This window comes from Caballeronia sordidicola, from assembly GCF_000729995.1.
In the GTDB taxonomy this organism is placed as follows: Bacteria; Pseudomonadota; Gammaproteobacteria; order Burkholderiales; family Burkholderiaceae; genus Caballeronia; species Caballeronia sordidicola_A.
Window position 1 is genome coordinate 1 of sequence record NZ_JNFG01000216.1, and the last position, 18809, is coordinate 18809.

Genomic DNA, 18809 nt, shown 5'->3' on the forward strand with positions numbered 1-18809 from the left:
TCGCACCTGTTGCAGGTGTGCAATTTCAGGAGGCCATTCTCAGCTACTGCAGACGTGCGGGTTTTGAGCCCCGCCTCGCGACTGAGGCCCGCGACACCAACTCGGTTATCGTTCTGGTCGCCGCCGGATTCGGCGTTGCGATTCTTCCCGAATGGGTGAAAGAGACGTTTCGCTCGAATGTCATATTCAAAACATTGCACGAGGTTCCGCCGCTGGTCGATTTGGCGTTGGCATGGTTGCCGGACGACCCGTCACCCGCCAGTGCCGCATTCCGCAAAGTGGTTGATTCGTACGTGGCTGCCAACCCTGTGCGTTCCAGTCGCACTTGAAACAACGCCGATCATCGAGATGGCCGGCACACCGCAGACGCTTGATCGTTTGCTTGGCGACCTGAGCGGTTAGCGTGATCAGTCCGGGGATCTGAGTTACGCCAACACCAAGGCTTCGCATGGCTAATAAAAAATTTGCCCCGCATGAATCAGATCATCTCTTATTCCGTCCGGAGTCGTTCCCATGCCTGTTGCGAACGTCGGGATGAGGGCGGCCAGTCAAAATGAATAAGGGCCGACCGGTTCCTTGTGACTGACTCTGAGCGAAGTCGAACGCGAGAACGCGAGGATCAAAAAATGACCTGTTCTGACGGAGAAGCGGATGACCGCTGCAGAAAGATCCTTGCGCTCTTCGTAAAAAAATGGCTCAGCCAGTTCCTTCGACATCGGCTCGGGTAACCCGGCTCTGCGGTATGCGCTCGAATCAGAGCCCCATTTACGCGTCGAAGTGCCGCGACCGACTGGTCCGGTTAGAATTTTTCCCTCCGATGCGGTGACGTTGGATGGTGCGGGTTCGACGCCTCAGACCGAACGCTGAGCGTCAGTAGTAGGCGGCTCGCCTGGGCCATTCGTACATACGCGTGCATGTGAGGCATGAGGGTGATCTCGGTTTGCTCGGTCAGGTATCTTGGATGACATCAATGCGCGCCCGAATCTACAGCACCGCGACCGCCTCTCGCCGGCCTCGTGATCCAGATCAGCGGAATAATCAAAATAAAAATCACTGCGGACAGGTAGAAAATATCGTCAAGCCCCATCATCGCCGCCTGGCTATTCACCGTGAAATCGAACAGCGCCCGCGACGATTCGGCAGTGAGATGCAGCAGCGATTGGGTTTCACCAATCTGCTGGTTGAACGCCGGATTATTGACGCTTGCGACTTCTGTGAGACGCACATGATGCAGAACCGTACGATTGTTCCACTCGTTGCCAGCGAGCGAAGTGCCGACTGCACCACAAAATACCCTCACAAAATTGGTTAGACCTCATCGAGTGGGTCAAAAGATCTTCCAGTTCCCACACGATTTTTCTCCCTTGCGGGCGACGCCAATGTACGAATGTCGGTTCTTGGTTGACAGCACGAAGCTCGGACGGCGAAGTAACAAATCTGAACGAACTCAGTTCATCTCTTGCGAGTTGATCCTACGACACCCTAATTTTGCAACGATGACCGCATCAAGTAATTTGGCAGCAATGGCATCTGCTGGATTGATGCGGAGTTTCTTCGGTAAGATCGGAGCGAAAAATCGAAGCAGCCCCAGCACCGCTCCCTCTGCAGCCCTTGCTTTATTTCTTTCACCACCGACAAGGCTGGGTCTGCAGATCGTAAGCGATTGGAACGCGATTTTCTGGATATCCCTCTCAACCTCTCCTTTAGTCCTGTAGTAAAAGCTCATGGAATCGGGAGATGCGCCCATGGCGGTCACAATCGCATACGTCTCTACGCCGGCGGTATACGCTGCTTTCCCGAATGCAAGAGGTAGTTCGTAGTCGACGTAACGGAACGCTTCTTTCGAACCTGCTATTGCCTGCGTCGTTCCCAACGCGCAAACGACTGCATCCGGCTTGTACGACATCAGAGTCGGAATAAGCTCTTCGAGGTCTAGCCCGACCGGGTTCACCAGTCTGTCACTCGGGGCCAGCGGTTTGCGTGTCGGTGCAATGACCGTGGAAACGAGCTCGCTGGAGAGCGCGAGCTTCAATGTTTTGCTGCCCACCAACCCTGTTGCACCCAGCAGTAATAGTTTCATCCTCATGCTCTCCCACTCCAACACCCTGACTCAGACATGCTTGACATGCTCAAGACTGATGCAACACCAGTTTGATGAGCGGCGATTTCAAGCGGCGGCTTTCTGCAGATCGATCCAGCGTCGTGCATCGGCCCACCGTCTCTGAGGCCGCCCGATTCAAAAACGCAGCGGCGAAAGGCTTATTGTTTGATTCCTTCGAAATTGATCGTCACGTGAACATCGTCGCCTACGAAGGGTACATAAGCCTTCATCCCGAAATCGGAACGCTTGATCGTCGTTGTTGCAGTGAAGCCGACCTTATAAACGTTCGTGCCGGTCGTATCCTGCGCTGCCCGATTGAACGTCGTCTTGAGGACCAGACGCTTCGTTATCCCGAGCAAGGTGAAGTCGCCTTGGATATCCATTGTCTTGGTACCCGTCTTTCTGATGTGTGTGCTGGTAAACGACATTGTTGGAAACTGTGCGATGTTGAAGAACATCGGGCCATGCAAAGCCGTGTCGCGTGCCGCGAAGCCCGTATCGACGCTGTCCGCGGCCATGGTCACCTTGACTGTGCTGTCTTCCAACTTTGCCGTGTCAAGAACCAGTGCGCCTTTCAGGTCGCGAACACTCCCAGTAATCGTAGAGAAGCCGAGATGGTTGATGGTAAAGATAGTCTGCGTATGCGCCGGGTCCAAGGCATAGGTATCAGCCGCAAACGCGGAAGTCAGCGGCGCGGCGACGGTCAAGCTCGCCGCAAATAGCAACTTCAGTGAAAACTTCATAGATAGTTTTTTCCGTTCGGATTTTGAAAGGGTAGTCAACCGCTCGGGACTTCGACGAGATTCCCTGGATCACTGCATCAAGATTGCTGCTTGCCCTGAGCAGCGTTCGACACAGCCTCCCATTTGTCCCAGTTGCTAAGACGCGCCGCGTAAGTCGCCCGGATTTTTGTGATCGTTGCCGAGCCTAGCGCCAAACGAAGCGGCGGCTGTTCAGCGTTCACGGCTTCGAGAATCGCTGGGGTGGTCGCTATCGGATCGCCAACCTCCTCGGGTTTGAATGACGAGCGAACTCTCTGACGTATCGGCTCGTAGGCTGCTATGGGCGAAGAGGATTGCACTGCCGACTGAAACCCCGTGGCGAACTGGCCCGGTTCTATGATCGTGACTTTGATTCCGAACGCCGCTACTTCGCCGGCCAGTGCTTCCGACATGGCCTCGATGACAAATTTGCTTGCGGTGTAGCTGCCTCCGGTCGGGAAACCGATAATGCCGCCAATGCTCGACACCGTCAGGATGTGGCCGCTGCCCTGGGCCCTTAGGATCGGCAGCGCCGCCTGAATCACCGAGAGCGTCCCAAACACATTGGTGTCGAAGTTCGCCTTTACTTGCTCGTGCTCTAATTCTTCGATCGCGCCCATGTAGCCATAACCGGCGTTACAGAGGATGACGTCGAGGCGCTTGAAATGCGAGTGCGCATGATTGACCGCTTGAAATACCGCATCGCGGTCTGTTACGTCGAGCGGCAGGACCAGGATCGACGTACCGTAAATCTCGACGAGTTCGTCCAGCGCCGCCGGGTTTCGCGCCGCAGCGACCACCTGATCACCACGTTTTAGGGCGGCTTCTGTCCAAATTCGGCCGAATCCTCTCGACGCACCGGTTACAAACCACACTTTTGCAGTTGACAAGTTGAACTCCTTTATAATTGCACTGGATGTAAATTATCGCACTGAGTGCACACTTGTCAAGAAGCACGTCGATTGTCAGAATGGTGACGATGAATAGCAAAGAGAAAATCCCAAACGGCCTGCGTGAACGCAAACGCCAGTTGACGCTGGATCTGATCACCAAAACAGGCCTGAAACTCTTCAGCGAGAATGGGTATGAGGAGACGACGCTCGATGCGATCGCTGCGGCATCGGGCATATCGCGGCGCACCTTCTTTTACTATTTGAAGTCGAAAGAAGACGTTTTGCTTGCGCATGAGAGCGGTGAGTTCCCGCACGCGCTGCGCCCTACCTTCCTCGAGCAATCACCGGATCAGTCGCCCCTGGACGCCGCCAGGAAGACATTTCTGAGCCTTGCCCCGATGTATGACACTAAAGAGTCACTCATCGCGGACCAGATCCTTCGATCAATAGAAGCACTTCGCTTGCGCAAAGATGCGCTTTTTGTTCAGCTGGAGGATGTACTGGCAGGTGCGATGTATGAATTGTGGCCAGATCCGGCTCGTAAGCCGGGTCTGCGACTGGACGCCATGATGGCAATGGGAACTCTTCGAATTGCCAAGGAGAATTGGCGCCAGGCAAACGGGGCTCGTCCGTTGACGTTCTATATCGACGAGGCTTTCGAACTTCTTAATAACCGGTCGGAATGGTGAGCGTTGGCGGGAATCTCTATCGACTCGACAGACGCCTTCGCGGTATGCGTGGCTTCGCTTGAGCAGTCGTCGGGTTCTGTCGCATTAAGGCGGTGCTATATGATTTGCGTCGACAAAACGAATCCCATGCCCAATGAAACAGATCCTGACGCCGGCCTTAGCGCGTGTTTTTAAACGCCTTCACTATCCGTTTGACGTGATGCTGATGTGCGTGCGCTGGTATGTCGCCAATGGGCTGAGTGTGCGAAACCTGGAAGAGATGATGGCAGAGAGAGGCATCGAGGTCGATCATTCGACCGTGCATCGTTGGGCGATCAAGCTGCTGCCAATTCTTGAAAAAGCGTTCCGGCGTCGCAAACGCCCGGAGGGAAAAAGCTGGCGTGTCGATGCGACGTATATCAAGATCAAAGGAAAGTGGAAGTACTTGTATCGAGCGGTGGACAAGGCCGGACAGACGGTCGATTTCCTGCTGCGAGGCCAGCGTGACAAGGCCGCGGCGCAACGTTATTTCGATAAGTCGATTGACCAGAACGGCGAACCACAGACGATCACGATCGACAAAAGTGGCGCGAACTTGGCCGCGCTAGAGGCCCTCAATGCCGAGCGCGACACACCGATCAAGATCCGCCAAAACAAGTATCTGAACAACATCATCGACCAGGATCACCGGGCAATCAAGCGTCGCACTCGGCCAATGCTTGGGTTTAAGACCTTCCGGTGCGCACGCATCCTGCTGGGCGGCATCGAACTGATGCACATGATCAAGAAGGGGCAGTTGAAAGACAGCGGTAACGGCCAGACTCCCGCCGATCTGTTTTATTCGCTGACCAAATAAGTATTCCATATCATTGGAAACTTTGCTCGCCTAGATATCCTTATTGCGACAGAACCCCCGTCAGACCCTCCGTGCCGGGGCGGACAGTCTGACCGCAAACATGACTCCAAGCTCGGCATTCAGTGCGGCGTGATTGCCACCTTAAGTACACCATCGCGCTGGTTCGCAAAGAGGTCGTAAGCAGCGGCGATGTCGTCGAGTTTGTAGTGGTGAGTAACCAATTCTCCCAAGTCGACACGGCCAGAGGCTACGACGTTCAACAAGCGGCGCATGCGCTCCTTCCCTCCCGGGCATAGCGCTGTGTTGATCTTGTGATCGCCCAAGCCGGACGCAAAAGCCGACAACGGGATTTTCAGGTCGGACGAGTACACGCCAAGGCTAGACAGCGTGCCGCCGGGCTTCAGAATGCGAAGGGCCGATTCGAATGTTCCCTGCGTGCCCAGCGCCTCGATCGACGAATCGACGCCACGACCGCCGGTTAGTTTCATGATTTCATCGACCACATCGCACTTCTTGAAATCCAGCGTGATATCGGCACCCATTTTTTTGGATACGGCCAGTCGCGCCTCGTTGCCATCCACCACGATGATGGTGCTGGCGCCCAGCAACCGCGCGCCTGCCGTGGCGCACAAGCCAATTGGGCCCTGCGCGAACACAGCCACAGTGTCGCCAATCTTTATATTGGCGTTTTCCGCCCCCTTGAAGCCGGTCGACATAATGTCCGGGCACATCAACACCTGCTCGTCAGTCAGGCCGTTCGGAATCGGGGCGAGGTTGGCCTGGGCATCGGGCACCAGTACATATTCGGCCTGGGTGCCATCGATAAGGTTGCCAAAACGCCAACCCGCCGTCGCCTTGTAGCCGTGGCATCCGCACAAGCCCTTGGCGATCAGGTAGCTGCCGTCTTGTGACGGGTAGCCGTCCATCGCGGCGTACGAGTTGAAGTTGGGGCAGATCGCGCCGGCGATCACGCGCTGGCCTTCTTGGTAGCCGACCACTGCACTGCCCAGTTTTTCGATAATGCCAACCGGTTCGTGACCGATCGTGAGACCCTTGGCGACGGGATATTCGCCCTTGAGGATGTGGACGTCGGTGCCACAGATGGTGGTTGTGGTGATGCGAATCAACGCGTCGTTGGGGCCAACATCGGGAATTGGTTTTTCGACGACTTCAATACGACCGGGTTCGACGAACACAGCTGCTTTCATCATGGAGGGCATAGCACTTTCCTTTTATAAAGTGTTTATACGCAAACAGGCCGCGTGGCGATTTTTTAAGGACGCCATCGAAGTAGCAAAGCATGGCCTGGCGAAGCGAACTTGCTGAACCCGCCCGCCTCTGCCACGTTCAGACCGGTGTTCCAGGCAGAGTCGACAACATGCTCGTAGTTCACTAGCGCGCCACGACGCATTGATTGGCTGTATTTACGCAGCACAGTTTCGTTCACGTTATGTTTCCTGCATTCTTTGTCTCGTCTTATATCTGTTGCAAGCCAAACTTCCAAAGAGCGATGAACGCTTCTGCGTGGGTTACGCCCACCTCGTCGAACGCAAACCGGTTTGTCGGATCAGCGGGTTGCGCGGTCCGAGGCTGACACAACTTAATGTTGTTTAAGGCGATATATCAAGCAACTTGTGCGCCAGTCGCTGGTCGCTCCACGCACAAGGCATCTAACCTTTGATGCTCAAGGAACCCTTAGTTATCGACAGTAAATCGTCCACCGATGGACACTTCCTCCTGTCGCAAAATCGATCGCATTGCCGGGCGCGAGCCACATCACCTGTTTCAAATTGGTACGCTTTGCTCGACCGGCGTTCAGGAGTTAGTCATGGCGACGTCAGCTCTCGTGATTGCTCGACCGGGACCTGGATTGTCTTTTGTACAATCTTTCGGTCTTGGCACAGTGCTCCTGATGCACGCGGTCGATCGGCAGGCGCAACGTATGAACCGGCAGATCACCAGCGTGTCGCTACCAGGGTGATCACGCGTGCGTTGGCATTGGCCTGACGTTCCAAAGGTCGTTCTCTTCGACCTTGCAGAGGTGGGCGCCACCACCTTCCACCCTCCTCCCTTCAACCGAACTTGCACTGGTCGCAATCACCACTGCGCCCGGGTTTGCTCATCGCAGCGCTTCTGCTCCATGTGCCTTGGGCACAAGCGTGGGCTGCATCGCGCACGTGTCATGGCACTTGCCTCTTCATCAGATATCGCTCCACAAAGCTGAGGATTGCCTTGGACCGGTAATCCTTTGCGAGCCCGCAAAGATGATCGGCGAAAGGACGGTAGCGCTCGTCGAGTTCGGGCAGGTGGGCGGCGTGCTGCGCAATGGCTTTCATGTCGCCGAGTCGCGCCAGATGATGCAGCGCTTCAATTTGCTCCGGCGGCGGCGCGATCAAGGTCTCGATGGCGGGATCGGCAACGGGTACTGCCGCTTCACTGGGTCCGGCGACTTCCGCCGCGCGAATTTCGTCGCTCCATTCGATATTCAGGAGGGCCGCGATCTTTGATAACAGCCCATTGAAGTCGATCGGTTTAGTCAAAAAGGCATTCGCACCGGCCGCCAGGCTTTGCGCCGCATCGGCCCCGGAGGCGCCGGCGGAGACTGCGACGACGGGCAAATCCTGGAACTCCGGCATCTGGCGCAGGCGGCGTGTGGTTTCGAGCCCGTCCATGCCAGGCATCACAATGTCCATCAGGACGAGCGCCGGCCGCAGGGATTTGATTTTCTCGAGAGCGTCCAGTCCGTTAGCAGCCTCCGCCATGTCAAATCCGAGCTGGCTGAGCATATCGACCGCGACCGCGCGGTTTTCCGCCACGTCATCCACGACCAGGACGGTCTTGCGCGCTCCCTTGTAGCCACCTATCGTCCGCTCCAGTGAGGCAACAGCCGCATGAGGCGCCACCACCGGCGCGTTCAGCTCGAATGAGAAGGCGCTGCCGGCGCCGCTGTGGCTCGTGACATGGATCTCGCCGCCCATCAGGCGCGAGAGCTGTTGGCTGATGGCGAGGCCCAGCCCCGTGCCTCCCAACCGGTGGCGAGCGTCGCTCACCTGTTCGAAAGGCTGGAAGATTGCCTTCAGATGCACATCGTCTATGCCGATGCCTGTGTCCTCTACCTCGAAAAGCAGTCGCGCTGGCGGCAGGAAACCGACGCGCAGACGCACGCCCCCTTCTTCGGTAAATGAGATTGCATTGGAGAGCAGATTGAGCAGCACCTGGCGCAGCCGTTTTTCGTCCACGCGCACGCCCGCGGGCAGATCGGGTGCCATCTCGCAGGCGAAGGCAAGCCCCTTTTCCGTTGCCTTCACCCGGATCGTCTCGGCAATAAAATGGATGAACCGGTCGAGCGGAATGTCGGAGAGGTTGAGCTCCATCTTGCCGGCCTCGATTTTAGCCATATCCAGGATGTCGTTGATGAGCGTAAGCAGGTGTTCGCCGCTGCGCTGGATCACCCGGATCCCGTCGATCTGTCGTTGGTCGAGGCTCTTATCGCGGCCAAGGATCTGCGCGTAACCCAGAACCCCGTTCAACGGCGTGCGCAACTCGTGGCTCATGTGCGCGAGAAAGTCGCTCTTGGCCTGGTTGGCGGCATCGGCGTGTTCCTTTGCGACGGCCAGTTCAGCTGTTCGTTCGAGGACCATCTCTTCGAGCCGCTCGCGATAGCGCCGCAGTTCCTCGTCGGCACGCTTGTGTTCCGTAATGTCGCGCGAGATGCCGAGCAGGAATTGCGGCTCGCCGCTTGCATCCGGGATCGGGATCTTCATCGTGTGCACGATGCGCACCCCGTAGCGCGTATGGACCTGCTCCTCCGGCACGTCGACCATTTCCCGCGAATCCAGCACGGTACGATCGTCCAGCGCGAAGAAATCAGCTTCATGCGCGGGAAACAGGTCATGGACGGATCTGCCGATGAGTTCCTCGCGCCTGTAGCCGAGCAGTTGTTCTCCCGCCTTGTTAAAGCGCACGAAGTGCAGGGTCGCAGCCTCCTTGACGAAGATCATATCCGGGATATTTTCGATGATGCTGCTCAGGAAGCGCTCGCTTGCCCGTGCGGCATCCTCGGCGTGCTTGCGTTCGACGATCTCCGCCGTCCGGCCCGCAAGCGCCCTGCTCAGTTCGGCCGTCCGCTGCGCGACGCGGGACTCCAGTTCAGCGTTGAGCTGCTTTAGCTCGTCCTCGGCTTTCCCGCGCTGGCGCCGGTCTTCCAGGAACTGCTCGACTGCGCGCGCCATGTCGGCAATCTCGTCGTCCCCCTGCACCGGGAGGCCGTTCTGCGCGCTCTCCACGTCACCGTGCCGCAGGGTGTGGCTCACCCGGCGCAGCCGTGCCACGACATGACGACCGAGAAATACGCGGGTTATCAGCCAGGTGAGCAGCAGGCTCAGCGCGACTTCGGCGCCCACCCATGCGCGCGTGCGATCCGAGCTTTCGGCCAGATCTTGCACCGCTTGGCGGTAGTCGCGCGTCAAATAGTCCGACTGTTGGCGTGCCGCGGCCGCCAGGGCGCCGGCCTGGGCGAGCAAATCATTGTCGAGGCTGGCGAGTGACCCTTCGGGCCGGGGCGTGGGCGAGGCCACGGCCACCGCACGCTCGCGCAGCACGGTCTCGCGCACCTGCGCCTCGATGTTGACCGTGTTGCGAAAGCGCTGGCTCGATCGATGCAGCGCCAGCGTGTCGCCACCGGGGTCGTCGCGCGCAGTCGCCGAGGTGAGACGCCCCACCAGACCGTCGAAGGACGCCAACTGTTCAAGGACGTGCCGATGCGTCTCGCGCACGGCGTCGACCGTATCGTCACTGGACAACTGCAACGCCAGGCGCTCGATCATCAGGGTGTGCTGCGCCAGATCCTGTGCATCCTCCAGTCGCGCCAGCCGGTCGTCGGCCAACAGGCGAAGCGCGTGCGCCGAACCGTCCAATGAATAAAGGGTAGTGGCGCCGACCGCGACTACCAAGGCGGCGAGGCAGGAGACCACGAGCGCGCACTGGGCTGTAAGCGAGTGCGGAAAAGTGAGTTTCAAGGCCGTTCCCAAATGCGGCGATAGATGTCGCGATAGCCGTTGGCGGGGTCGTAAAGCAGACGATCACCGCCGTCCGCGGAGATGTTGTCCGCCGTCACGAGATGCACCGGAAACACATAACCCGTGACGCTTTCTCCGGCGAGGAGCCGGTTCATCTCATCAACCATTTGCCAGCCGTGCAAATTCAGCGGCTCAGCGACTGTGCCCGTCTGGAATGTGTGCGCCCGGATGCGCAGGAAGGCGGACTCGCTCCCGTCGCCGGCCGACAGCATCGCCAAGGCGGTGTTCGGCAATCCGGCCTGGGTCAGTACAGGAGCGGCGTAGTCAAAGTAGATGTCGTTGATTGCCAACGCATACGTCCAGCGTGCGCCGTAACGCGCGAGCAAGCTGCGCGTTATGCCGGGCATCAGTTCCTGGTTGCGCGAGATGGGTACGTCGCGCATTTCGAGCAAGGTGCAGCCGCTACACGCACGCACGACGGCGGCCATTGCGTCCGCCTTCGATTGTGGGAGCCGGTAACTGCTGTCGGTGAAGATGATGACTCTTGCTCGTCCGCCGGACTCCACGATGGCCGCCAGCGCGGTCACGCGCGCGACCTCAAGTGGATCCGTCGAGACGTTCATTGCCACAGGCGTACCAGGCACCGCACCAGCCTGGGCCGCGGCGTGCCAACCGACAATCGGAATGTTTCGCTCGGAAAAGGGTCGCAGCCCAGGCAGCACGGCACGCGCGTCGCCACCGACGATAATCAGACCGTCCGGACGGCTCTCCAGCGCATCCGCCAGCATCTTCAGCCGCAGTTCCGGCACGCCGCCGGTGTCGAATATCTTTACGCTCCAGCCGACGACTTTGGCGGCCTCCAGCATACCGTCGATCACACCGAGGATGCCGCCGTTGCGCAGATCCTCGGCGACCACGGCGATGCGTTTCCCACGCTGCGCGCGTGGCCCGTCACGTGGTCCGTTCCAAGGCGCAGCCGGTTGCGCCGCAGCGTCGACGACGCGCTTCGCCTGGTCCAGATAGTTCCTCGTGGCAACCGCGCCCTCAGGCACGGGGGCAGACAACACCCCCTGCGCCGCAGCAACCGACGGCATACACGCGCATGCCCACGCCAGAAGCAAGCCCCTCATGCTGTTCCCCACGGGTCCCGTCAATTGTGCGCCACTGAAGACATAGCAAAATGCCCCGCAGGGGACCCTGCAAACACGATACTACACTCCGCTGGCCGCATGTCAGCGGTCATGCGCTCGAGCAGCGAACGGCGGTCTTGCGGTAAGTGAAGAGCCGATTGCGATCCGTCTGCGAGATCGCCGGAATCGATGCGCCCCGACGTCCGGACACCGGGTTGAGAGGTCGAGCTTTCAGACCCCGGCGGCATCCAGTGGTTAGACACTGGAGTTCGCGCGACTGCCCTCGTCGCGCCTTGCAGAAAGCCGGGACGCGGCCGGCTCGCCCGCGCCCGCCGCTGTCGCCTCGCACCCCAGACGGTTCGATTGGGTGCGCCGCTTGATCTCTCGATAGTCCTGCTCGACGAGGTCGTCCGGTTGCTTCCGGCAGGAGCAATTGCGGGGCGGGACTTAGACCCGCTGGAAAGCGCCGCCTCTTCACGGCGCACACCCTTTCCTGCCGTTCGTCGCCAACTACGGCAGACAGCAGCTTCCGAAATACAGCGGTCATTCCTGGTCGCGTAGCGTCTTGCCAGGAGGTGGCCACATAGACAAATCTGACCGGAAATGGATCATTTTCCGTGAGTCGCAGACCTAACGAGGTTCAAAACAATAATATTTAGGGATGCTTTCGTTACTACACCTGCTCAATCACTCTGACGGCGAGCGCTCGATGAGCAACCGTCGTTTTATTACAATTTGCATTAGCAATAATATTAACGACGTGCACGTCTCCGTGCTTCACGCGCCGTACCATTGGGCTGCGATCGTCCAATTTCTTCGTTCAGGCATGAGGGAATATACCGAGATGGCGAAGTAATATTATGTATTAATATTATTTCCTAGCGAGGCTGCCGTAGCGCTTCGCGGCATCGGCTGCTGTCCGCGTTAGGCAGACAATCGATGCAACGACAATGGAGACGAGGATGCCGAGTCGCAGAGCGCTGCAACGGGTGGTGGTGATGCTGGTGACCGCTAGCCTCGTGTACTAGCCATCGCCGCCAGCTCACACCATGCCACCATTTTTTCGCAAGCCGTCGGCAAGATCCTGCTTGACCGCCCGCCAGTGCGGCTCGACAGCCCGCCCGCCGCGCAGCTTGCTGGCATCTGCACTGTCTACCAAACGATCAACCTCAACTCCGAGCGTAGCGTGTCTGAGAGCATCTCTGTCGGCCACGAGCTGCGCCTGTGGGGGATCGCGATCGAATGGCGTGCGATAAAGGCGCAGCATGGACCGGAGGTGAGCTGCGTCATTCAGTAGTGCATTCCATAACCCGCCGAGAATGAGTGAAAGTTCCGAAGAGCACCTGCTTGATCAGTGATGGTTATAAGTAAATACGTTCGTATAACTAATTTTTCCAGTCCAATCAAAATGCATGGTTCATACGAGGAGTTCATGATGTCCAGAGGAGTTGGATTAATTTCTGTCTTGTTGGCGATGACTGTTGCGCTCGCTGCATGTAACGGAGATAGCAGCGGCACATCTGCGTCTCAAGCCACAGGCGTGGCGAACACGAGTGCATCACTAACTGCTGCAGCCCAGTCAAATGACAGTACATCAACGGACGCGGCAACGGACGCGGCAAGGGCGTCCCCTCTACCCTGCGACGCTGCCGCAGCAGCCAACACGCCGTGTTCTGCGGCTCACAGCGTGACACGCCTGCTAACAAAGAACTACAGGGGTCCGCTATTCCAGGTTCAACGAGCGTCCGATAATACAACGTTGGACGTCTATCCCTATACGTCGGCGAACTTGCCGAACGGCGCCGATCACGCGCTGATCAACTCGGCCAATGTCAAAAGCGCAGACTCGTTCTGCAACAATACAACCTGCTCCGTCACCTACCTATACGATCAGATCGACCTGGTGGCTCCTCTCAAGGGCGGCGCGTTCGGCAATGTGCCGGCGACCCTCACGCTCAACGCGAATGGAACAGAGTCGTTGACCGTTCCGAGCACCAGCACAGCGGCGCAAAAGGCGACGACTGTCCCGGTCCTCAACGGCTTCGCGACGATCACGCTTCCAGGAACCAGCGGGACGCTGACCGTTCAACTGCTCCAGCCTCCCACTCCGCTGACCACCCAGTCGCCGACGCTGCAGGTATCGATCGGAAATGACTTGCCGGCGCTGCCCGGTACGCCTGCAAAGCTCGGCTTCGTGCCCCTGCAAGGCGCCCAGATTCCGGCCTTGGGTACTTTGGCGGGACAGGCGTACCGCAACCGGTTCGGCACGGTGAACCAGTCGATTGGAGACACGGACATCGCCGAATACATGGTGGCGGGCGCGCACTATAGTCAGTCCTCCACTTGCTGCGGGACGTACGGGAATATGGAAAGCAGTGCTAATCCCAGCACCTATGCACATGGAGAGGTCGAAGGCGAAATGTTCGCGCTGGCATTCTCAAACGGCAACGCAGCGGTGTTCGGATATTGTGATGGCAATTCGAGCCAGGCACCCAACGTCAAGGACCCCGTATGCAACGCACTCGATATCAACTGGCCGGGTGTCGACGCAGAAGCGGGAGTTTATCTTTATGGCCCGCAGCAGCCTCCGAAGGAAAAGTTCGTCACGGTGCTCTCCAAATACTCGCCGGTAGCCGCGTCGAATATCTTCGTTGTCAAAGGCGGGTCTGCCTCGCAGAATGTACTTACGGCACTCTATGACCAGGCTCCCCCGGAAGCCCTAAATTTTGGAAACGATGCGGGCCATGCATTCAACGGGCAATGGCAAGGCGGCCTGTCGCTTGGGGAAGGCGGCGACGCTAGCGGTGCTCCTGTCCAATTCTTCGAAGGAGCGATAATCACCAAGGCGACATCCGATCTGACCGATAACGCAATCCAGTCGAGCATTGCAAGCTTTTATGGGCCGCCGGCCGATAAGGCGACGGCAGCCTGCTATGCAAACAATCTGGTCAATTCGCCACTGAGTCTCGCCACGCCGGATGCATGGGCGCAACAAAATGGCGGCACCGCCGTGCCTGCGACCGACGTCTCGGGAGTGAACAAGGGAGCGGCAACGGTTACCAGTACGAATGGCTCGTCAGTGTCGAATATCCGCGAAATCATCAGGGTTCAGGGTGGGCAATCGTATAGTTTCACTGACTATGTTCTGGCTACCACGAACGCGACGGTCTTTCCTGGCGGATCAATTCAGACCGATGACTCGAACGGCTCCGAGTTTGCGTGGGTTCTCAACACGAATACGGGCGCTATAGTGCGAGGGACATGGGGCAGCGGACAGGCGACCTCTCTTACCGCGGTGAAATCGGGCAACTGGTGGAAAGTCACGATGACGCTGACCGCTCCCGCGGGATCGAACAACGCACAAGTGTTTATCGATCCTCCGACGTCTAGCGCTGCCGGAGTCCGCTCACAGCAAACGGCGTACTTGAGCGCAACGCATTATTGCCCAAGCCTGGCAATCGTGACTGCCTCGGGAACGTAGGCGTCAAACGGTACCGTTTTTCCGGAGACTCTTGGCTCTTGAGAGCGTGGAGTCTCGGAGACACCTAAACCTTCATAAATCGCGTCTCGATCTGTTTTCACAGCCTGTATGGGGGTATGCCACACATCTTGCGGTCGAGGCCGCGTCGCCCGGACCTTGCAACGTTGACGGCTACAGCTTTCCACCGTCGATGGGAAACTGCGGCTTCCCGTCTTTGGAAGACAATCCCCACTTTTTAAGCAGCGCGTCATAGACGCCATCTTTCTGCAGTTTCAAAAGCGCTTGCTGAACAGCTGCCGCCAGCTGCTTCCCCTTTTCATCGACGCCGAAGCCAATGCCATATGGCGCCAGCGGATTAAAGTAGACGACCTTGTATTTCGCGGGCGCCTTGCTGGCGTTGTAATAGCCCACTGGCGAGTCCACCCACGCCACTTCGCTGACACCGGTTGAAAGCGAGAGAAGCGTCATATTGGAGTCGGGATAGGTCGCGACGGTAAGCGGCTTTTTTCCCGCCTTGATACATGCGTCGCTGATCTTTGCACTTGCCTGTCCCGAAGCCGAGCCACGCGGTAGCGCGACCTGGAGGCCACACAGGTCATCGAGAGATTTCAGCGACACATTCCTGGCCGGCGACGCGACAATGGTGTCGCCCATGTTCAGGTAATCCACGAAAGTCACGACCGTGTGCCGGGACGTGAAGTCGGCAAGCGACAGCAACACGTCAAAGCGATTTGCATTCAGCCCGGGAATCAGTGCGTCGAATGAGGATTGCACAAGTTCGAGCTTCAGGTTCAGCACGGCGGCGGCCGCAGACAAGAGCTCTGGTGTAAAGCCGGCGATATTGCCATCGTCATCTACGAATTTAATCGGTACGACGTCAGGATTGACTCCTGCGAGTAACGTTCCGCGATCACGATAAAACTTTGGCACGGTCGCCGCGAGCGCGGCATCGGCCTTGACGTTTGGAACCTTGGGTGTGCCCTCGCCCCAGGCGACTTGAGCCAGGAACAGCGAGGCAAAGACACACGCCGCCGCCCGAACGATACTCCGGGACTTGCGTATCGTGCTGGTCAGAGGGTAAGGATTCATTCTTGTCAAACCTCGCTGAGTGAACGTAGCTTGCTAAACGTAGCTTTCAACCAGTGAACCGCAATCACTGCATTGACCCGATTACGCCGCCCTTAGTGTGCTCTGCGCGAAGTCGCGCCTGTGCCACAAGAGGCAATCTGTCGCCATGTCTTCATTGACGGTTGCGTCCGCCAGCTGACCCACCATAATGCTGTGCGTGAAACCATCATGCACGGCAATCAGGTTGCAATCGAATACGACGACCGCACCGATCAACGTGGGCGAGCCCGTGCTGCCGTCTTGCCACTGTGTCGATTCGAAACGCTCCGCGCCGCGCGACGATGTGAAGCGCTTCGCGACCGCCATCTGATCTGCCGACAGCAAGTTCACGGCAAACTTTTTCGTTCGAAGAATGACATCGTGCGCGGACGCTGACTTGTTTATGCAGACCAGCATGGTCGCGGGGTCCACGGACAGGCTGCATACCGAGGTCGCGATCATGCCCGACGGAAGGCCCGCCTCTCGTGTGGTTATCGCGGTGACACCGCTGGCAAAGCACGTCATTGCGTGGCGGAAAGCGTCCGCGTTCACGTTGGTCGAAATTGGCATGGCTCTTACTCGAAATTGATCATGGTGTTGGGCTACATGCGGTGCGGCGCTTAGTCGCCAAACAGCAGCGGCTTGAGTCCGAGATTTCCGCGCAACGTACTCGACGCGTACTCGGTCCGGAACAGGCCGCGTCTGCGAAGCTCAGGGAGGATGAATTCAACGAAGTCTTCCAGGCCGTTCGGCAAAATAGCGGGGCAAAGGTTAAAGCCGTCAGCCGCCCCCTCCCTGAACCACGTCTCCATGTCGTCCACAATATCCGCGGCTGTCCCGATGAGCTGTCGGCCACCGGAAGCTCTATGCTTGTACAGCTGGCGGATCGTCATGTTGTCGCGCCGGGCCATTTCGATAAGTCCGTCCCCAATGCTGCTGACCGGGCCCGAGCTGATGTCCGGAACGGGTCCATCCAGGTCATAACCGGAAAGGTCGCCAAGCGTGCTGTAGAGGATTGCGAGGCCGCTCAACGGATCGATAAGATCCTGCAACTGATCGTACTTGTCCTGCGCCTCCTGCCTCGTCTTTCCAACATAGGTTGTAAGGCCTGGCATGATCAGCATCTGATCAGCCGTTCTCCCGTATTTTCTCAAACGGCTCTTTAGGTCTGCATAGTATTTGCGTGCCGACAATATATCGAAGGATGCGCTGTATACGACGTCTGCATTTTTAGCCGCAAGCTCGCGCCCCGCTTCGGCCGCGCCCGCTTGCACGACTATAGGCCGCCCTTGCGGCGTGCGAGCCGAATTTAATGGGCCCCGGACGCTGAAGTGCTTGCCCTTGTGATTGGCGACATGCAGCTTGGACTCTGCATAGAAGATACCCGTTTCCTTGTTGCGAATGAACGCATCGTCCTCCCAGCTATCCCACAGCTTTTTGACAACATCGACAAATTCGTCGGCACGCTCATAGCGCTCGTCATAGCCCAGATGTTCATCGCGGCTAAAATTCCACGCTTCCTGCTGGGACCAGGACGTAACGACGTTCCATCCGGCCCGGCCGCCACTGATATGGTCGAGGGACGCATATTTTCGGGCAATATGAAACGGTTCGTTATACGTAGTAGAAGCAGTCGCCACCAGTCCGATATTCGAGGTGTGAGCGCCGATGGCCGCGAGCAGTGTGAGCGGTTCGAGCTCCGCGTTCTTCGAATCGCGGGTTAGCGAACCCTTTGGCGTATCGGATGCGCGAACACCGATACCGTCGGCAAAGAAAATCATGTCGAGCTTCGCTGCTTCGGCCTTGCGGGCACTATCGAGAAAATATTTGAAATCGATTGCGCCGCCTGCAGGCACATCAGGGTGCCGCCACGCGGCCATGTGATAGCCGAGGTAACGCATCGACAGGCCAATCCGCATCATTTTGTCTTGTTCCATCACATCTCCGGTTATGTCAGGGGTTGAGTCGACAACCCGTTGCCGCCCGTCTCAATCGGGCATATTCGAGATAAAGCGCCGGGTGCGTTCGGTCCCGCCGCCATTGAAGATATGCTCGGGCGAGCCTTGGTCGACGATCCGTCCGCCGTCCATGAAGACCACGCGGTTTGACACCTTGCGGGCAAATTCCATTTCGTGCGTCACGACGATCATGGTGGTGCCGGAAATCGCCAGCCCTTTCATGACGTCGAGTACTTCGTTCACGAGTTCGGGATCGAGCGCGCTGGTCGGCTCGTCGAAGAGCATGACCTCCGGCTCCATGGCGAGCGCCCGCGCTATTGCCACTCGCTGCTTCTGTCCGCCCGAAAGTTGTGCGGGGTAGTGGTTCATCTTGTCGGCCAGGCCCACCCGCGCAAGCAGCGCGCGTCCACGCTCGATCACGTCCTTTCGAGCTTCGCGGCCGACAATGCGTGGTCCCGCGAGGACGTTGTCCAGCGCCGAATAATGGGGGAACAGGTGAAAGCCCTGGAATACCATGCCGAAATAGCGTCGTTGCCGGTCGAGTTCTTTCTTGGGCAAACGGATGCGGCGATTTCCGCGCATTTCGGTGCCGAGCACTTCGCCCTTGAAGGACACCGTGCCCGAGTCGATCAGTTCGAGCATGTTGATGCAGCGCAGCAGCGTGCTCTTACCTGAACCCGATGGGCCGATGATGGCGACCACGTCCCCTTTGTTCAGGGAGAAATCGATGGCGTTAAGCGCGGTGAACGCACCAAACTGCTTGGTGGCCGCCCGAATCTGGAGCAGCGCGTTGCCCGGCCCGATCGCATTCTTGGCAATGCTGGAGGCGTCCATGA

At 58.1% G+C, this 18809-nt stretch carries 16 protein-coding genes and 1 pseudogene; 4 read left to right on the forward strand and 13 right to left on the reverse strand.

Annotated features, from left to right (window positions below):
- Nucleotides 1–329, forward strand: a 329-nt coding sequence (locus FH08_RS0147750; RefSeq protein WP_031365152.1) for a LysR family substrate-binding domain-containing protein, incomplete at its 5' end; no start/stop codon positions are given.
- 638 nt (nt 330–967) lie between these two features.
- Here the strand turns inward: FH08_RS0147750 and FH08_RS0147760 are convergent.
- The 4 genes and pseudogenes from FH08_RS0147760 to FH08_RS0147775 form a co-directional block, all read right to left on the reverse strand.
- Nucleotides 968–1315: pseudogene (locus FH08_RS0147760) on the reverse strand (EmrB/QacA family drug resistance transporter); the annotation flags it as partial.
- Between the two features lie 132 nt (nt 1316–1447).
- The gene (locus tag FH08_RS0147765) at nt 1448–2080 is read right to left on the reverse strand and encodes an NAD-dependent dehydratase (RefSeq protein ID WP_031365154.1); all 633 of its coding nucleotides are present in this window, start codon (nt 2078–2080) and stop codon (nt 1448–1450) included.
- 179 nt (nt 2081–2259) lie between these two features.
- The gene (locus FH08_RS0147770; protein ID WP_031365155.1) at nt 2260–2844 is read right to left on the reverse strand and encodes a YceI family protein; all 585 of its coding nucleotides are present in this window, start codon (nt 2842–2844) and stop codon (nt 2260–2262) included.
- Nucleotides 2845–2921: 77 nt separating this feature from the next.
- On the reverse strand, nt 2922–3752 hold the full coding sequence (locus tag FH08_RS0147775; protein WP_031365156.1) for an SDR family NAD(P)-dependent oxidoreductase: 831 nt from the start codon (nt 3750–3752) through the stop codon (nt 2922–2924).
- 89 nt (nt 3753–3841) lie between these two features.
- Between FH08_RS0147775 and FH08_RS0147780 the strand changes: the two genes are divergently transcribed.
- Together FH08_RS0147780 and FH08_RS0147785 are read left to right on the forward strand one after the other, a co-directional pair.
- Nucleotides 3842–4444 carry a TetR/AcrR family transcriptional regulator gene (locus tag FH08_RS0147780; protein WP_031365157.1) on the forward strand — a complete coding sequence of 201 codons (603 nt, stop codon included), beginning with the start codon at nt 3842–3844 and terminating at the stop codon, nt 4442–4444.
- Between the two features lie 133 nt (nt 4445–4577).
- Nucleotides 4578–5279, forward strand: a complete 702-nt coding sequence (locus FH08_RS0147785) for an IS6 family transposase (RefSeq protein ID WP_031365158.1) — start codon at nt 4578–4580, stop codon at nt 5277–5279.
- A 119-nt stretch (nt 5280–5398) separates the two neighbouring features.
- Here FH08_RS0147785 and FH08_RS0147790 read toward each other — a convergent pair whose 3' ends face one another.
- From FH08_RS0147790 to FH08_RS0147815, 5 genes are all read right to left on the reverse strand, one after another.
- Nucleotides 5399–6499: an NAD(P)-dependent alcohol dehydrogenase gene (locus tag FH08_RS0147790; protein ID WP_031365159.1), complete on the reverse strand. Its 1101-nt coding sequence runs from the start codon at nt 6497–6499 to the stop codon at nt 5399–5401.
- A 53-nt stretch (nt 6500–6552) separates the two neighbouring features.
- Nucleotides 6553–6726: a hypothetical protein gene (locus tag FH08_RS52870; RefSeq protein ID WP_160172578.1), complete on the reverse strand. Its 174-nt coding sequence runs from the start codon at nt 6724–6726 to the stop codon at nt 6553–6555.
- Nucleotides 6727–7459: 733 nt separating this feature from the next.
- Nucleotides 7460–10297, reverse strand: a complete 2838-nt coding sequence (locus tag FH08_RS0147800) for an ATP-binding protein (RefSeq protein ID WP_031365160.1) — start codon at nt 10295–10297, stop codon at nt 7460–7462.
- The gene (locus tag FH08_RS0147805; RefSeq protein WP_031365161.1) at nt 10294–11427 is read right to left on the reverse strand and encodes a substrate-binding domain-containing protein; all 1134 of its coding nucleotides are present in this window, start codon (nt 11425–11427) and stop codon (nt 10294–10296) included. Before FH08_RS0147805 ends, FH08_RS0147800 begins: the two co-directional genes overlap by 4 nt.
- 1042 nt (nt 11428–12469) lie before the next feature.
- Nucleotides 12470–12694: a hypothetical protein gene (locus FH08_RS0147815; RefSeq protein ID WP_031365163.1), complete on the reverse strand. Its 225-nt coding sequence runs from the start codon at nt 12692–12694 to the stop codon at nt 12470–12472.
- A gap of 207 nt (nt 12695–12901) precedes the next feature.
- On the opposite strand from FH08_RS0147815, the gene FH08_RS0147820 reads away from it, so the two are divergent.
- Entirely contained in the window at nt 12902–14908 is a 2007-nt protein-coding gene (locus tag FH08_RS0147820; RefSeq protein WP_235210746.1) for an arabinofuranosidase catalytic domain-containing protein, read from the forward strand.
- A gap of 171 nt (nt 14909–15079) precedes the next feature.
- Here FH08_RS0147820 and FH08_RS0147825 read toward each other — a convergent pair whose 3' ends face one another.
- The 4 genes from FH08_RS0147825 to FH08_RS0147840 all read right to left on the reverse strand — a co-directional run bounded on the left by FH08_RS0147825 (nt 15080) and on the right by FH08_RS0147840 (nt 18807).
- On the reverse strand, nt 15080–15997 hold the full coding sequence (locus FH08_RS0147825; RefSeq protein WP_235210744.1) for an ABC transporter substrate-binding protein: 918 nt from the start codon (nt 15995–15997) through the stop codon (nt 15080–15082).
- 81 nt (nt 15998–16078) lie between these two features.
- On the reverse strand, nt 16079–16585 hold the full coding sequence (locus FH08_RS0147830) for a flavin reductase family protein (RefSeq protein ID WP_031365166.1): 507 nt from the start codon (nt 16583–16585) through the stop codon (nt 16079–16081).
- A gap of 50 nt (nt 16586–16635) precedes the next feature.
- Nucleotides 16636–17952: an LLM class flavin-dependent oxidoreductase gene (locus tag FH08_RS0147835; RefSeq protein WP_031365167.1), complete on the reverse strand. Its 1317-nt coding sequence runs from the start codon at nt 17950–17952 to the stop codon at nt 16636–16638.
- Between the two features lie 51 nt (nt 17953–18003).
- Complete coding sequence (locus FH08_RS0147840) at nt 18004–18807, reverse strand: amino acid ABC transporter ATP-binding protein (RefSeq protein ID WP_081889885.1); 804 nt, start codon at nt 18805–18807, stop codon at nt 18004–18006.
- Nucleotides 18808–18809 lie beyond the last annotated feature (2 nt).

Coding starts and splice junctions, on each gene's coding strand:
- FH08_RS0147780 (WP_031365157.1), top strand. CDS start 3,842: ATGAATAGCAAAGAGAAAATCCCAAACGGCCTGCGTGAACGCAAACGC.
- FH08_RS0147790 (WP_031365159.1), bottom strand. CDS start 6,499: ATGCCCTCCATGATGAAAGCAGCTGTGTTCGTCGAACCCGGTCGTATT.
- FH08_RS0147770 (WP_031365155.1), bottom strand. CDS start 2,844: ATGAAGTTTTCACTGAAGTTGCTATTTGCGGCGAGCTTGACCGTCGCC.
- FH08_RS0147820 (WP_235210746.1), top strand. CDS start 12,902: ATGACTGTTGCGCTCGCTGCATGTAACGGAGATAGCAGCGGCACATCT.
- FH08_RS0147830 (WP_031365166.1), bottom strand. CDS start 16,585: ATGCCAATTTCGACCAACGTGAACGCGGACGCTTTCCGCCACGCAATG.
- FH08_RS0147825 (WP_235210744.1), bottom strand. CDS start 15,997: ATGAATCCTTACCCTCTGACCAGCACGATACGCAAGTCCCGGAGTATC.
- FH08_RS0147815 (WP_031365163.1), bottom strand. CDS start 12,694: ATGCTGCGCCTTTATCGCACGCCATTCGATCGCGATCCCCCACAGGCG.
- FH08_RS0147835 (WP_031365167.1), bottom strand. CDS start 17,952: ATGGAACAAGACAAAATGATGCGGATTGGCCTGTCGATGCGTTACCTC.
- FH08_RS0147840 (WP_081889885.1), bottom strand. CDS start 18,807: ATGGACGCCTCCAGCATTGCCAAGAATGCGATCGGGCCGGGCAACGCG.
- FH08_RS0147765 (WP_031365154.1), bottom strand. CDS start 2,080: ATGAAACTATTACTGCTGGGTGCAACAGGGTTGGTGGGCAGCAAAACA.
- FH08_RS0147785 (WP_031365158.1), top strand. CDS start 4,578: ATGAAACAGATCCTGACGCCGGCCTTAGCGCGTGTTTTTAAACGCCTT.
- FH08_RS0147805 (WP_031365161.1), bottom strand. CDS start 11,427: ATGAGGGGCTTGCTTCTGGCGTGGGCATGCGCGTGTATGCCGTCGGTT.